Below are 13,123 nucleotides of genomic sequence, written 5' to 3' on the forward strand. Positions count from 1 at the left end.
GTGGAAAGGTCATCATGAGGACAACGACAATGCGGCTCGCCGCCCTGGGCGCCGCCGCGCTGCTGGGTCTGACCGGCTGCGTCGCCGCCCAGGGGGACGAGCCCACCGGCCCCGGCGGCCTCCCGCGGCAACTGGTGTGGTCCACCTACAACGTGGGCACCGGGACCTACAACGATCTCGCCGCGGTCGCGAACACGCTCACGAACGAGGAGGGCGTGCAGGTACGGCTGATGACCGCGGACACGGGCATCGGCCGGCTCGCCCCGCTGGTGAACGGGACGGCCGACTACTCCCGGGCGGGCGACGAGTACTACTACGCCTTCGAGGGCATGTACGAGTACGCGAACCCGGAGTGGGGTCCCCAGGACATCCGCATGGTCTGGGCGCCGCTGGGCAACTACGGCCTGCTGGTGCGCGAGGACAGCGGGATCGACTCGTTCGAGGACCTCGAGGGCAAGCGCTTCCCCCGGCTGACGGCGAGCACGTCCATCAACAACAAGATGGAGGCCTTCCTCAACTACGGGGGTCTCACGTGGGACGACGTCGAGGAGGTGCCGATCTCCTACGGAGAGCAGATCGCCGGGCTCGAGGCGGGGCAGATCGACGCGCTGTACCAGAACGTCGTCGGCTCCAACATCGAGGAACTGGCGTCCACGACGGACGTGAAGTGGCTGAGCTTCGACGACCCCGACCCGGCCCGCTACGAGACCTGGGAGGAGCTCGCCCCGATGGTCTCGGTCGGGGAGATCGCCGACGGCGCCGGGATGGAGGAGGGGGAGACGGCCCGCGTCCTCGAGTACACCATCCCCGTCACCACGATGGGCACCCGGGACCCGGACGAGGTCCACCGCCTCGTGACGGCGATCGTGGACAACTTCGAGCACTACGCGCGGACCACGCCCGACGCGAAACAGTTCGGCCTCGACGAGGTGCTCAAGGAGCCCCTGGTCGTGCCCTTCCACGAGGGGACCGTCCGCTACTTCGAGGAGCGCGGGGTGTGGACCGAGGAGCTGGAACGGAAGAACGACGAGCTCGTCGAGCGCGGCGAGAAGATGCGCGAGGCGTGGCCCGGCGTCGTGGAGGCCTCCTCGGAGGAGGAGCTCGAGCAGAACTGGGCGACGTGGAAGAAGACCGAGCTGGGGACCGAGGGGACCGACGATGAGAACTGACACCCGGGTGACGCCGTTCTGGCGGACCGTCGTGATCGTGCTGACCGTGCTGGGCGTGCTGCTGGCCATGAACCAGGTCTTCTTCTGGAACGTGGGCGGGCTGTCCCTGCTGACCAACTCCTACCTGTACCTCGTCCTCGGGGCCTTCCTCCCGGTCGTGTTCATCGTCCACCCCCTGCGCAAGGAGCCCCTCGCCCGGCGCGTCGCGGCCGACGGGGAGCCCGGCGGCGGTGCGGACTGCCCGCGGGTGGCCTGGTACGACGTCGTGCTGATGCTGGTCACCGCGGCCGTGTGCCTCTACTTCGCGGTCAACGGGACCCGCATCAAGGACTACGGCTGGGAGTTCGTGGCGCCCACGGCCGCCACCGCGGCGAGCCTCGTCCTGTGGCTCGTGGTGCTCGAGGCCCTGCGCCGTACCGGCGGGGCGGTCGTCACGGTCATCGCCCTGCTGTTCTCGGTCTACCCGCTGGTCGCCGAGGACCTCCCCGTCGGAGTCCTGCAGGGTGTCACGTACGACCTGCCGACCCTGGCCCAGGTGCACGCGATGGGCGCCGAGGGCGTGCTGGGCCTGCCCATCCAGACCGCCGCCACGATCCTGATCGGTTTCCTGATCTTCGGCGTGGCCCTGCAGCACACCGGCGGCGCCGACTTCTTCCACAACCTCTCGATGTCGATCTTCGGCCGCTACCGCGGTGGTGCCGCGAAGGTCTCCGTGGCCAGCAGCGCCGCGATGGGCATGATGAGCGGCAGCGCGGTGTCCAACGTGCTGACCACCGGTCCCATGACCATCCCGGCGATGAAGAAGTCCGGCTTCAGCTCCACCTACGCGGGAGGCGTCGAGGCGACGGCGGCCTCCGGCGGCTCCATCACCCCGCCCATCATGGGCACCGCGGCGTTCCTCATGGTCTCGTTCGTGGGCGTGCCCTACACCGAGATCCTCGTGGCCGCGACCATCCCCGCCGTCCTGTACTTCCTGGGGATCTACCTGCAGGTGGACGGCTACGCGGCCCGCAAGGGGCTGCGCGGGGTGCCGGCGCGCCTGCTGCCCCGGACCCTCGCCACCCTGGTGCAGGGCTGGCCCTACGTCCTCGCGCTGGGCCTGCTCACCGGCCTGCTCTTCCTCACGAACTCCGAGGCGCAGGTGCCGTACTGGGTGGTGCTCGTGCTGCTGGCCGTGGCCGTGCTCCGCCCGGGCCGCACGTTCGGCCCGCGGCAGTTCACGGACTTCCTCGTGGACGCCGGCCGGACGTTGAGCAGCATCATCGGCATCATCGCCGGCGTGGGGCTCATCCTCGGCGGCCTCACCGCCACGGGCGTGAGCCTGTCCCTGGCCCGGGAGCTGGTCTCCCTGGTCGGCGACAACGTGGTGCTGATCCTCATCGCCGGCGCCGTCACGTGCTTCATCCTGGGCACCGGCATGACCATCTCGGCGGCCTACGTGTTCCTCGCGATCGTGATGGTGCCGGCGGTGGTGGAGCTGGGCGTGAACCCGATCGCGGCGCACCTGTTCGTCATCTACTGGGCCTCCGTCTCCTACATCACCCCGCCCGTGGGCCTGGCGTCCTTCGCCGCCGCGGGACTGGCCAAGGCGCCGCCGATGGCCACGAGCGTGGCGGCCATGAAGCTCGGCGCGGTGAAGTACATCGTCCCGTTCGGCTTCGCCCTGAACCCGGCACTGGTCGCCCAGGACTCGCCCGGCCGGATCGTGCTCGCGTTCGTGCTCAGCGTGGCCGGGGTCTACGCCCTGGCCTCGGCGATCGAGGGCTGGATCGTCGGATTCGACCGCCGGATGCCCGTGCTGTTCCGGGTCGCCTCCGCGGCCGGCGGATTCCTGCTCTTCCTGCCCACGGTTCCCACCGCCGTCGCCGGCCTCGCCCTGGTCGCCGGGAGCGTGCTGCTGACCTTCCTGACGGTGAAGGCCGGGCCCACGGACGACGACGACGATCCCGTGCCGGCGCAGGCCCCCGCGCCCGTGACCGCCACCGTCTGACCGGAAGGAGAAGCCATGACGAACACCACCACCGAGACCACCCCGGACACCGGGACGGACGTCGTCGGGACCCGGATCCGCGGCCGCGTCGCCGTCGTGACCGTGAACCGGCCCGACGTCCGCAACGCCCTGAACTCCCGGGTGCTGGACGGCATCGAGGCGGCCCTCGACGAGTTCGAGCGCCGCGAGGACGTCGGCGCCGTCGTCTTCACCGGGGCGGGGCAGAAGTCCTTCGTGGCCGGCGCGGACATCTCCCAGCTGGTCGGCTACACGATGCGGGACGGTCTGCGGGCCCGGATGCAGCGTCTGTACGACCGGATCCAGGACTTCGAGCTGCCCACCGTCGCCGCGGTCAACGGCTGGGCGCTCGGCGGGGGCAACGAGCTCGCGATGTCCTGCGACATCCGCATCGCCGCCGAGAACGCACGGTTCGGGCTGCCGGAGGCGAACCTCGGCATCCTCCCGGGCGCCGGCGGCACCCAACGGCTGTCCCGGCTCGTCGGCCTGGGCCGGGCCCAGGAGCTGATCCTCACCGGCCGGGTCGTCGACGCGGAGGAGGCCCTGCGCATCGGCCTGGTGACCAGCGTGGTCCCGGCTGACGAGCTGATGGACACCGCGCTCGAGACCGTGCGGACGATCCTCGCGAAGGGACCGCTGGCCGTGCGGCTCGCCAAGCTCGTGGTGCGCCAGGGCGCCGAGACCGACCAGCGCACCGGTCTGCTCCTCGAGCGCCTGGCCCAGTCCCTGCTCTACGCCTCCGAGGAGAAGTCCGAGGGCGCGAGCGCCTTCCTCGAGAAGCGGCCCGCACGTTTCTCCGACACCACCCACTGATCCGGACCGCCCGGTCCGAGAAGGAGCACGCATGAACCCCCAGCCGAGCATCGACGCCGTCCGGACCGTCCTGGTCGTGGGATCCGGCGCCATGGGCACGCAGATCGGGGCGGTCTTCGCCCTGGCCGGCTACGACGTCACCACGAGCGACCTCGACCCCGCGGCCCTCGACCGGTCCCGGGAGGAGGCGCACCGCCGCCTCGGACGGCTGGCCGAGAAGGGCAGCCGCACACGGGAGGACGTGGACGCCGCGCTGGCGCGGATGACGTACACGACCGACTCCCTCGGGGCGGCACGCTCCGCCGACTTCGTGCTCGAGGCGGCCGTCGAGCGCCTCGACATCAAGCGGCAGCTGTTCGCCGACCTCGACGAGGCCGCCCCGGAGCACGCCGTCCTCGCGACCAACTCCTCCACCATCCCGTCCTCCCTGCTCATGGACGCCACGGCGCGGCCGGACCGGGTGTGCAACATGCACTTCTTCAACCCCGCCCTCGTCATGGCGTGCGTGGAGGTGGTGCGCAATCCGCGGACCTCCGACGCGACGGTGGAGACCACGACCGAGCTGGCCCGCCGGCTCGGCAAGCAGCCGGTGCGGCTCAACCAGGAGGTGCCCGGGTTCGTGGCCAACCGCCTGCTCGGGGCCCTGCGGGACGAGGCCCTGCGCCTGGAGGCCGACGGCGTGGCCGGCTTCGAGGACATCGATGTGGCCGCCCGGACGGCACTGGGCCACCCCATGGGGCCCTTCGAGCTCATGGACCTCGTGGGCATCGACGTGGCCTACCTGATCCGGCTGGCCGAGCACGAGCAGAGCGGCGACCCCGCCGACCTGCCCCACCCCTCGGTCGAGAAGCTCTACGAGCAGGGCCGCTACGGCCGCAAGACCGGCCGCGGCTGGTACGACTACGCCGTCTGAGCCTGCCCCCGACCGGTGCGGCCACCACGCGGCCGCACCACGACCCCGTCACACCACGACACCGTCACGCGACGACCCCGTCACGCGACGACCCCGTCACACCGAGACCCCCGCACGAGGAGTACAGACATGAGCCAGTCCGAGGACGCGAGCACCCTGCAGGAGATCTTCGGCCGCCCCGGCACGGGCCCGCTCGCCGGTGTGGTGGTGGCGGACCTCAGCCGCGTGCTGGCCGGCCCCTACTGCACGATGCTCCTGGCCGACATGGGCGCCACGGTGATCAAGGTGGAGAGCACCGCCGGCGACGACGCCCGAGCGTGGACCCCGCCGCACCGGGACGGCGAGAGCACGTTCTTCCTGTCGGTCAACCGCAACAAGCACTCGATCGCCCTGGACTTCACCGACCCGGAGCAGCTGGAGCTCGTGGAGCGGATCATCGACAGGGCCGACATCCTGGTCGAGAACTTCAAACCCGGCGGGCTGGCCCGCTACGGACTCGACTACGAGAGCGTGAGCGCGTGGCGACCGGACCTCGTCTACGCGTCGATCACGGGGTTCGGCCCCGCCGGCGGGGCGGAGCTGCCCGGCTACGACCTCCTGGCCCAGGCGCTCTCGGGGATGATGAGCCTCACCGGGAGCAGGGACGGCGAGCCGTACCGAGCGGGGGTGGCGCTCTTCGACGTCATCACCGGCCTGCACGCGGCCACCGGGATCCTGGGGGCCCTCCACAACCGGCAGGCCTCGGGGACGGGACAGCACGTCGAGCTGAACCTTCTCTCCTCGGCGCTGTCGGGGCTGGTCAACCAGTCGGCCGCCTACGTGACCGGCGGCAGCGTGCCCACCCGCATGGGCAACGAGCATCCCAGCCTGTACCCGTACGAGCCGTTCCCCACCCGGGACAAGGAGATGGTCGTCGCCGTGGGCAACAACGGACAGTTCGCGCGGCTCTGCCGGTGCCTGGGAGCCCCGGAGCTGGCCGAGGACGAGCGCTTCAGCACCGTGCCGGCCCGCAACGCGAACCGCCGGGAGCTGCGGCGGCTGATGATCGAGCTCCTCGCCGCCCGGGACGCCGAGGACTGGTTCGAGCGGCTGATGGCGGTCAAGGTGCCCTGCGCCCCGATCCTGGCGGTCGACGAGGGCGTCCGGTTCGCCGAGGGGCTCGGCCTGGACCCGGTCGTCCTCGCCGGCTCGGGGGACCGCGAGATCCCGACGGTCCGCCACCCCGTGGACTTCAGCCGCACCCCGGTCGACTACTCGCAGGCGCCGCCCCGGCTCGACGGCGACCGGGACCGGGTCCTGGCGTGGCTGGAGACCGGTGGAGCGGCCCTGCGGACCGCGTCGTGAACGCCGTGCACCGCACCGTGCTGCCCGTGCGGTGGTCGGACCAGGACCTCAACCGGCACGTCAACAACGCCCGGGTGGTCACCCTGCTCGAGGAGGCGCGGATCTCCGCGATCGCCCACTGGCTGGGGCAGGACGGCATCCCGGACCCGGCCCGCCCGCGGGTGGTGGTGTCCCTGGACCTGGACTACCTGCGGCCCATCGACCACGGCCCGGAGCTGCGCGCACGGGTCTGGGTGTCGAGGGTCGGCCGGTCCTCCTACACCGTGGCCTACGAGCTGGTCCAGCACGGTGAGGTGGCGGTGCGTGCCCGGACCGTGCTGGTCCAGATGGACCCCGCCACGGGCCGGTCCACCGCCCTGCCGGCGGACGTGCGCGCCGTGCTCGAGAACCTCGCCGCGGAGGACGCGGCCGTGGGGGAGGCGGCCGTGGGGGACGCGGCCGTGGAGAACACCACCACGGAGGACCTCACCACAGGGGACGCCACCACGGAGGACGTGGCCGCGGTCTCCGCCGCCGCGAGGGCGGAGACCGGGGGCGGACGTGCATGAGGGGGTCCTCGAGGACCGGGCCCGGCCACGGCGCGCGGCGGATCGCCTACCCGGCGCTGCTGGCCACCACGGCGCTGGGCACCATGTCCTCGAACGTGATCAACGCGCCGCTGTACGTGATCCAGCAGGACCTCGGCATGACGGCCCAGCAGTCGGTCATGGCCGTGAGCGCCTTCACGATCGCCATGGCCACGACCGTCCCGCTGGCCGGGTGGCTCGGCGAGCGGCTCGGGGTGAAGGCCTTCCTGATCTCGGCGCTCGGCGTCATGGTTCTCGCGGAGCTCGTGGCGGCCTCGGCCGCCGGGACGGAGACGCTCGTCCTGGCCCGCGTGGTGCAGGGCGCGGCGTGCAGCGCGTTCCCGCCGTGCGTGCAGACCGCTCTGGTGACCACGTGGCCGGAGCGCACGGCGCGGACCATGGGCGCATGGGCCTCGGCCATCGGTGTGGGACAGGCCGTGGGGCCGCCCTTCGGCGGCGTCATCACCGAGGCCCTGGGCTGGCGCTGGGTCTTCCTGGTCCACGCGGCGCTGCTCCTCGTCCTGATGGCGCTGCTCGCGGCGTGCATGCCCGCGATCGGTCGGCGGCGCCCGCCCATGCACGTCTCCGCGATGCTCTGGCTCATCGTGGGCGGCGGCTCGACGGCCACCGCCGTGCTGCTGGCCGGGCAGACCGGCCCGTGGCCGTGGGTGGGCCTGCTCGCGGTCTCCGCGGGGCTGGGATGGTGGATGTTCGTCCGCCTCTCCCGGCGGCGGGTGCGGCTCGCCGCCGGGCACGACGGGGCGCCCCGGGCGCTGCTCGACCCCGCACTGCTGCGGGAGCCGGCCTATCTCACGGCCGCGGCCGGCGCGGGCCTGGCCATGGGCTCCATGGCGGTCGCGGTCGTCGCCATGCCGCTGTTCCTCGGCTCGGACCTGGACCTGGGCCCGGCGCAGATCGGGATGGTCGTCTTCGCGCTCGCCTTCGCCATGACGGCGGCGGGGCCGATCGCGTCCCGGACGGGCCGGCGCAGCGGCAGCCGGGTGCAGCTGCGCCGCGGCGTCGTGATCCTCGTCGTGGCCACACCCGTGGTGGCCGTGGCCATGGTCTCGTCCCGGCTCGGCGTCGACCGCTGGGTCGTCGTGACCCTGGTGGTCCTGGGGCTCGTGCTCGCCGGGACCGGCATCGCCTTCGCCCAGAGCGCGGCGGCCACGGAGCTCGTGCTCTCGCCCGCCGGCCGCTCCGGGACCGCCGTCGGCATCCACAACATGATCCGCTTCCTCTCGATGGCCGTCGGCTACACCGGGGTCGCCCTGGCCTGGGCCTCCGGCACGTCGCTCCTCCTCTTCCCGGCCATCGCCGCGCTCGCCCTGGGCCTGTTCGCCGTCCTGCGGACCGGCCGGCGTCCCGTGCCCTGCCGTCCCCACTGACCACTCCCTCCCCCGCGGGCGCTGAGACCCGCCGACGAAAGGACCGTCCATGACCGCCGTCTCGACCTCACCCGCCACCCCGGCCCCGGCCTCCGCCCGGGCCCCCGGGGCCACCTCCGACTACTTCCGCCTCGACGACGACCTCGGTCCCGAGGAGATCGCCGTCCGGGACAGGGTCCGGGCGTTCGCGGAGCAGCGCGTGCTGCCGATCATCAACGAGTACTGGGAGAAGGCGGAGTTCCCGTGGGAGCTGCTGCCCGGCCTGGCCGAGCTCGGCATCATCGGCACGACCATCCAGGGCTACGGGTGCCCGGGCATGAGCCGGCTGGCCGCCGGGATGGTGGCCCGGGAGATGGCCCGCGCCGACGGCAGCATCAACACCTTCCTGGGCGTGCACGCCAACCTGTGCATGGGTGCCCTGAACATGCTGGGCAGTCCGGAGCAGAAGGACCGCTGGCTGCCGGCCATGGCCCGGCTGGAGAAGACCGGGGCGTTCGCCCTCACCGAGCCCGAGCACGGCTCCGACTCGGTGGCCCTGGAGACCAGCGCCCGCCGCGACGGCGACACCTGGGTCCTGGACGGGCACAAGCGGTGGATCGGCAACGGCCACGCCGCCGACGTCGTCGTCGTCTTCGCCCGCAATGTCGAGGACGGCAAGGTCAACGCCTTCGTCGTGGAGAAGGACGCCGACGGGGACCACCCCGCCGGCTACGACCCGACGGTCATCACCGGCAAGGTGGGCAAGCGCGCCATCCAGCAGGCCGACATCCTCATCGAGGACCTGCGGGTGCCGGCGGAGAACCGGCTGGTCGGGTGCCGCTCCTTCGCGGACGTCTCCCGGGTGCTGCAGGCCACCCGGGGCGGGGCCTCCTGGGAGGCCGTGGGCCACGCCATGGCGGCCTTCGAGATCGCCGCGGACTACGCCGGGCAGCGGGTGCAGTTCGGCAGCCCGATCGCCGGCTACCAGTTGGTCCAGGCCCGGCTGGCCAACATGCTCAGCGAGCTCACCACGATGCAGCTGCTGTGCCACCGGATGGCCGAGCTGGCCGACCGGGGCGAGCTGACCAACGCGCAGGCCTCGATGGTGAAGATGTCCACCTCCCAGAAGGGCAAGTGGATCTGCAACGAGGCCCGGGAGCTGCTGGCCGGCAACGGCCTGCTGCTCGAGAACCACGTCGCCCGGCACCTGACCGACATGGAGGTCGTCTCCACCTACGAGGGGACGGACTCGATCCAGGCCCTCCTCGTGGGACGCGACATCACCGGCATCTCGGCCTTCCGCTGATCAGCCGCCCCGCACACGACCCGACCGCACACGACCGCACGAGAGGACAGGACCGATGACCGAAGCATTCCTGGTGGGAGGCGCCCGCACCCCGGTGGGCCGCTACGGCGGCGCGCTGGCGGGCGTGCGCCCGGACGACCTCGCCGCCCTGGTGGTGAAGCAGGTGGTCACCGACGCCGGGATCGCCCCGTACGACGTCGACGAGGTGATCCTGGGCAACGCCAACGGCGCCGGGGAGGACAACCGCAACGTGGCGCGGATGGCGTGGCTCCTCGCCGGGTTCGGCGACACGGTCCCGGGCATCACCGTGAACCGGCTGTGCGCCTCGGGGCTCTCCGCGATCACCATGGCCTCGCACATGGTCAAAGCCGGAGCCGCCGACCTGGTGGTGGCCGGCGGCGTGGAGTCGATGTCCCGCGCCCCCTGGGTCATGGAGAAGCCCAAGGCGGCGTACGCGAAGCCCGGGGAGGTCTTCGACACCTCGATCGGCTGGCGCTTCACGAACCCGACGTTCCGCACGATCGACAAGATGACCTACTCGATGCCCGAGACCGCCGAGGAGGTCGCGGCCGTCGACGGCATCTCCCGCGAGGACGCCGACGCCTTCGCCGTGGCCTCCCACGAGAAGGCGCTGGCCGCGATCGAGGCCGGGCGCTTCGCCGAGGAGATCGTGCCCGTCACGGTGAAGGGCCGCAAGGGTGCCGAGACGGTCGTGGACACCGACGAGGGGCCCCGCCCCGGCACCACCGTCGAGGTCCTGGCGAAGCTGCGCCCGGTCGTGAGGACCGACGGCATCGTCACCGCCGGCAACTCCTCCTCGCTCAACGACGGCGCCTCGGCGATCCTCGTGGCCTCCGGCAGGGCCGTGGAGAAGTACGGGCTGACTCCCCGGGGGAGGATCGTGGACGGCGCCTCGGCGGGGGTCGCCCCGGAGCTCATGGGTCTGGGTCCGGTCCCGGCGACCCGGAAGGTGCTCGAGCGCACCGGGTGGGACATCGACGACCTGGGGGTCGTGGAGCTCAATGAGGCCTTCGCGACCCAGTCCCTGGCCTGCATCCGGCGCCTGGGCCTCGATCCGGGGACCGTGAACAACGACGGCGGGGCCATCGCGCTGGGCCACCCGCTGGGCTCCTCGGGCTCCCGGCTCGTGGTGACCCTGCTGGGCCGCATGGAGCGCGAGGACGCGGAGAAGGGCCTGGCCACCATGTGCGTGGGCGTGGGCCAGGGCACCGCGCTGCTCGTCGAGGCGGTCTGACGCCGGCCGGGACCGGCGACGGGGGTCGACGCCGGCCGGGCCCGGCGACGGGGACCGACGGCGCCGGCCCTCAGGAGGCCGGTGCCGGCTCCGCGGGGGACGGGAGGACCGCCTCCGAGATGTCGATGACCGACCGGAGCGCGGGGTCGGTGTTCCCGCGGCGCCAGATGAGGCGCACCTCCACCGGTTTCTGCTCCTGTGCCAGCGGCTTGTAGACCACGCCGCGGGAGGGGACGTTGTCCCGGACGCTGGAGAGGATCAGGGAGATGCCCATCCCGGCGCCGACGAGGACCACGAGCGTCCAGGAGTCCGGGGCCACCTGGACGATGCGCGGGACGAACCCCGCGTTCATCGCCAGGGTGTTCAGCCGGTTGGGGAGGGTGGCTCCGGCGCCGCCCGGCAGCACGATCCACGCCTCCTCGGCGAGGTCCTCGGCGTCCACCGCCGCCCGCTCGGCGAGCGGGTGGTTCTCCGGGAGGGCGATCATCAGCTCCTCGAGGGCGATGAGCCTGGAGTCCACCTCCGCGGGCAGGAAGTCCCACCGGCCGATCACCAGGTCCAGGGAGCCGTCCAGGACCTTCTCGAGGCCCACGTGGGAGAACTGGGAGCTGTAGAGCTCGAGGGAGATGCCCGGGCGCCGGCGGCGGATCTCGCGGGCCAGGTCGCCCATCGCCTGGTTCGCGGACGCCCCCGCGAAGCCGAGGCGGGCCCGCCCGATCTCGCCCTCCTGGGACTTCCGGACGACGTCCTTGATCCGCCGGGCGAGCATGACGAGCTCGCGGGCGGGTTCGATGAGAGCCTCGCCCTGCGGGGTGAGCGTCACGTGGCGGGTGTTGCGGTCGAACAGGGTGGCACCCAGCTCGGACTCGATCTGCCGGATGAGGCGGCTGAGGGGCGGCTGGGCCATGTGCAGGCGTTTGGCCGCCCGGCCGAAGTGCAGCTCCTCGGCCACGGCCAGGAAGGCCTGGGCCTTGTTGACTTCCATCCGCACAGACTATGACTCCAGGAACATCAGTGTCACGGCTTCCATGACACCTCTGCCATGAAAAACGCCTGAGGGGCCGGCCGGGTGCCGGTGCCGGTCCGGAACGGGCCGTGGCGGGCCGGTCGAATGTGCACGGATGTGTCGTCGGAGCCGTCATCAGGAGTGGGGCTTGTGCCGGGGTCCGTGGCATGCTTCAGACGTTGTGCGCACCGTCACGTTCCGGAAACACGGCGTGCCCGGTGCGGTAACACCGACGTCCTACCGTCGGAGCCGTTACGCTCGCCCGCCCCGAGGAGCCCGCCATGACCGAGCACGTCGAACCAGGACACGAGCCTGCGACGCCGCACGGGCGCCGGGCCGCCCTCCGGCTGGTCGGCGGCACGGCGGTGGAGACCCCCTGCGCGGAGAGCGACGAGGCCCGGGCGCGTGCGGCCGCGGCGCGGGCCGCCCACCCCTCGTCCGGGTCGGCCGCGGCGCGGTGCCTGCGACCGGTCCCCGACCTCGCCCCCGAGAAGCCGTCCGCCCCGGGGGAGAACGCGACCGGGGAGCGCGACGCCCGGCGCTCCGACGTCCCCGTGGTGGAGGGGCCCGGTCCGCACCTCGTCACGGGACCGGTGTTCGTGGCGGCAGCCCGGCCCGGCGACGTGCTCCGCGTCGACGTCGTCGGTCTCTCGGGCACCGGTGCGCCGTGCGCGCTCATCGGGCCCGGAGGCAGCGCGTACCTGCCGGTCGGCACGGACGGAGCCACGTTCTGCCCCCGGGACCTCCACCGGGCCCTGTGCGCGGCGGGAGAGCCGGCGTGCGGCTCGTTCCGGGTGACCGTGGTCCGCGCCGGTGAGCAGGGCGTACCCTCCGTGGCGCAGCGGCACCCGCTCGCCGAGACCGACGAGCACTGGATCGTCGTCGGGCGGTCCGCGGCCGACGGGCCCGAGGACGAGCGCACGTTCCGGATGACGGCCGCCGTGCACCGGGCGCTGCGGGCCGGGGTCGACTTCCTGGAGCGGGACCGCGGGATGGACCAGCCCATCGCGCACGCCTACCTCTCGGCGACCGCGGAGTTCGCCGTCAGCCGGCTCGGCGACGGCTCGGCCGGCGCGCACGGCAGGATCCGCAAGGACGACTTCCGCTGACGGGTGCGGGCCGGGCTCCCACGCGCCATTAATGGATGCGAACGTCACAATTCGGATCGAAGCGGCAGAAAAGCCCTGATTGCCCCTACTGTAGGTGACGCAGGTCACGCGGGCGTCCGTGCACGGATCCGACAACGAGGTCGGACTGTCTGCCGCCGGTAGCTACTCGGCCGGGGCGCCCGGTGACCTGTCCAAACGTCCCGTCCGTTGCCGCTTCGTACTGTGACGGCACGGATACACCCGGATCCCGTCCACGCAGCACGCCGT

The 13,123-nt window shown here is 72.4% G+C and carries 11 protein-coding genes; 10 read left to right on the forward strand and 1 reads right to left on the reverse strand.

What is annotated here, in order from left to right:
• Positions 1 to 14 precede the first annotated feature (14 nt).
• From ACH9EU_RS13300 to ACH9EU_RS13340, 9 genes are all read left to right on the forward strand, one after another.
• Positions 15 to 1,169 carry a TAXI family TRAP transporter solute-binding subunit gene (locus ACH9EU_RS13300; RefSeq protein ID WP_396414392.1) on the forward strand — a complete coding sequence of 385 codons (1,155 nt, stop codon included), beginning with the start codon at positions 15 to 17 and terminating at the stop codon, positions 1,167 to 1,169.
• A complete protein-coding gene (locus tag ACH9EU_RS13305) occupies positions 1,159 to 3,159 on the forward strand; it encodes a TRAP transporter fused permease subunit (RefSeq protein ID WP_396414393.1) in 2,001 nt (666 codons plus the stop codon). Before ACH9EU_RS13300 ends, ACH9EU_RS13305 begins: the two co-directional genes overlap by 11 nt.
• 15 nt (positions 3,160 to 3,174) lie before the next feature.
• Positions 3,175 to 3,990 (forward strand): enoyl-CoA hydratase-related protein, encoded by an 816-nt coding sequence (locus ACH9EU_RS13310; protein WP_396414394.1) that lies wholly within the window; start codon positions 3,175 to 3,177, stop codon positions 3,988 to 3,990.
• Between the two features lie 31 nt (positions 3,991 to 4,021).
• Positions 4,022 to 4,903, forward strand: a complete 882-nt coding sequence (locus ACH9EU_RS13315) for a 3-hydroxyacyl-CoA dehydrogenase NAD-binding domain-containing protein (protein WP_396414395.1) — start codon at positions 4,022 to 4,024, stop codon at positions 4,901 to 4,903.
• A 129-nt stretch (positions 4,904 to 5,032) separates the two neighbouring features.
• Positions 5,033 to 6,247 carry a CoA transferase gene (locus tag ACH9EU_RS13320; RefSeq protein WP_396414396.1) on the forward strand — a complete coding sequence of 405 codons (1,215 nt, stop codon included), beginning with the start codon at positions 5,033 to 5,035 and terminating at the stop codon, positions 6,245 to 6,247.
• The gene (locus tag ACH9EU_RS13325) at positions 6,244 to 6,795 is read left to right on the forward strand and encodes a thioesterase family protein (RefSeq protein WP_396414397.1); all 552 of its coding nucleotides are present in this window, start codon (positions 6,244 to 6,246) and stop codon (positions 6,793 to 6,795) included. Before ACH9EU_RS13320 ends, ACH9EU_RS13325 begins: the two co-directional genes overlap by 4 nt.
• Positions 6,792 to 8,201, forward strand: coding sequence for an MFS transporter (locus ACH9EU_RS13330; RefSeq protein ID WP_396414398.1), 1,410 nt, complete (start codon positions 6,792 to 6,794; stop codon positions 8,199 to 8,201). Before ACH9EU_RS13325 ends, ACH9EU_RS13330 begins: the two co-directional genes overlap by 4 nt.
• Positions 8,202 to 8,250: 49 nt before the next feature.
• Positions 8,251 to 9,486, forward strand: coding sequence for an acyl-CoA dehydrogenase family protein (locus ACH9EU_RS13335; RefSeq protein WP_396414399.1), 1,236 nt, complete (start codon positions 8,251 to 8,253; stop codon positions 9,484 to 9,486).
• Positions 9,487 to 9,541: 55 nt separating this feature from the next.
• On the forward strand, positions 9,542 to 10,741 hold the full coding sequence (locus tag ACH9EU_RS13340) for an acetyl-CoA C-acyltransferase (RefSeq protein WP_396414400.1): 1,200 nt from the start codon (positions 9,542 to 9,544) through the stop codon (positions 10,739 to 10,741).
• Between the two features lie 70 nt (positions 10,742 to 10,811).
• Here the strand turns inward: ACH9EU_RS13340 and ACH9EU_RS13345 are convergent, their stop codons facing one another.
• Positions 10,812 to 11,726 carry a LysR substrate-binding domain-containing protein gene (locus ACH9EU_RS13345; RefSeq protein WP_396414401.1) on the reverse strand — a complete coding sequence of 305 codons (915 nt, stop codon included), beginning with the start codon at positions 11,724 to 11,726 and terminating at the stop codon, positions 10,812 to 10,814.
• Positions 11,727 to 12,028: 302 nt separating this feature from the next.
• On the opposite strand from ACH9EU_RS13345, the gene ACH9EU_RS13350 reads away from it, so the two are divergent.
• The gene (locus ACH9EU_RS13350) at positions 12,029 to 12,856 is read left to right on the forward strand and encodes a hypothetical protein (RefSeq protein ID WP_396414402.1); all 828 of its coding nucleotides are present in this window, start codon (positions 12,029 to 12,031) and stop codon (positions 12,854 to 12,856) included.
• The last annotated feature ends 267 nt before the right edge of the window (positions 12,857 to 13,123 follow it).

It is taken from the genome of Kocuria rhizosphaerae, from assembly GCF_044462265.1.
In the GTDB taxonomy this organism is placed as follows: Bacteria; Actinomycetota; Actinomycetes; order Actinomycetales; family Micrococcaceae; genus Kocuria; species Kocuria rhizosphaerae.

What these genes read in the sequence shown, in the direction of transcription:
- ACH9EU_RS13345 (WP_396414401.1), bottom strand. Translation starts at nt 11,726, where the DNA reads ATGGAAGTCAACAAGGCCCAGGCCTTCCTGGCCGTGGCCGAGGAGCTG.
- ACH9EU_RS13330 (WP_396414398.1), top strand. Translation starts at nt 6,792, where the DNA reads ATGAGGGGGTCCTCGAGGACCGGGCCCGGCCACGGCGCGCGGCGGATC.
- ACH9EU_RS13320 (WP_396414396.1), top strand. Translation starts at nt 5,033, where the DNA reads ATGAGCCAGTCCGAGGACGCGAGCACCCTGCAGGAGATCTTCGGCCGC.
- ACH9EU_RS13350 (WP_396414402.1), top strand. Translation starts at nt 12,029, where the DNA reads ATGACCGAGCACGTCGAACCAGGACACGAGCCTGCGACGCCGCACGGG.
- ACH9EU_RS13340 (WP_396414400.1), top strand. Translation starts at nt 9,542, where the DNA reads ATGACCGAAGCATTCCTGGTGGGAGGCGCCCGCACCCCGGTGGGCCGC.
- ACH9EU_RS13305 (WP_396414393.1), top strand. Translation starts at nt 1,159, where the DNA reads ATGAGAACTGACACCCGGGTGACGCCGTTCTGGCGGACCGTCGTGATC.
- ACH9EU_RS13300 (WP_396414392.1), top strand. Translation starts at nt 15, where the DNA reads ATGAGGACAACGACAATGCGGCTCGCCGCCCTGGGCGCCGCCGCGCTG.
- ACH9EU_RS13310 (WP_396414394.1), top strand. Translation starts at nt 3,175, where the DNA reads ATGACGAACACCACCACCGAGACCACCCCGGACACCGGGACGGACGTC.
- ACH9EU_RS13315 (WP_396414395.1), top strand. Translation starts at nt 4,022, where the DNA reads ATGAACCCCCAGCCGAGCATCGACGCCGTCCGGACCGTCCTGGTCGTG.
- ACH9EU_RS13335 (WP_396414399.1), top strand. Translation starts at nt 8,251, where the DNA reads ATGACCGCCGTCTCGACCTCACCCGCCACCCCGGCCCCGGCCTCCGCC.